The 949-nt window shown below is 31.0% G+C and carries 1 protein-coding gene and 1 pseudogene; both read left to right on the forward strand.

Annotation, left to right across the window (positions count from 1 at the left end; all coding sequences use genetic code 11):
• A partial coding sequence (locus AC1DTM_RS28800; RefSeq protein WP_477001521.1) for a YjcZ family sporulation protein occupies positions 1 to 63 on the forward strand: 63 nt, incomplete at its 5' end.
• Positions 64 to 255: 192 nt separating this feature from the next.
• Positions 256 to 719: pseudogene (locus tag AC1DTM_RS28805) on the forward strand (VOC family protein).
• Positions 720 to 949: the final 230 nt, after the last annotated feature.

Below are 949 nucleotides of genomic sequence, written 5' to 3' on the forward strand. Positions count from 1 at the left end.
GTGCTATTCATCCTTCTAATCATTATCGGATGTAGCTGTTGGGGTGGCGGCGGAGGGTTTTAAATATAATACGTATCCTTTTCGCTAAACCCTAAATGAATAAAATATGTTAACTAAAAACTATACGAAAACAGCTCATATTTGAGCTGTTTTTTCATACTTTCGTATGAATTAATATCCTTCTTTTAAGTGATTTCAATAAACAAAGCATCGTTTAATATAAAATAAGAAACATTTTTACTAAGGAGGATTATAATGATTAAAGGTCTTTATGAAGCACATTTACCTGTCTGTAATTTAGAAATTTCGATACCTTTTTATGAATCACTGGGGCTCAAATTATATAAAAGAGACAAAGATATCGCCTTCTTTTGGATTGTAGAAAATGAAAGTTGGATTGGTCTTTGGGAAGGAAAAGAATACAAAGTTAATTATCATCCATCCTTACGACATATCGCTTTCCAAGTAAGCTTACACGATTTAGAAAACGCGATACACTGGCTCAAACAGAAAGGAATTCCAGTGCGAAAAGACTTTGGAATGGAGCCAATTGAGCCAATCGTTTTTCCCGAGCTAGCACACGCCTCTATATATTTTAATGATCCTGATGGAAACAGTTTAGAATTTATTGCAAAATTACCTGTTGAACTACTCAAGGCAGAAAAATGTATTTAAGCGAATGGAAAAAACAAGTACAAGCATCGCTAATTTTTAGTTGATACCATTCATTAGTGCTGAGTAACAATAAAATTGTTTAAAAATGTAAGTGCTACCATTTGAGAAGAAACTAAATATTTATGTTAAAATAAAAGTGAGATTGTGAAGTATTACACTTAATCTATAGGCTCGAATCAGTTAAATTCGATTTTCATAGTGAAAAAATATTTATTAAATTTGATTAAATAGGGGGTTATTTTGGAGACTACATTAATTTTCATATGTATTATAT

The organism is Bacillus sp. P4_D3, assembly GCF_056401855.1.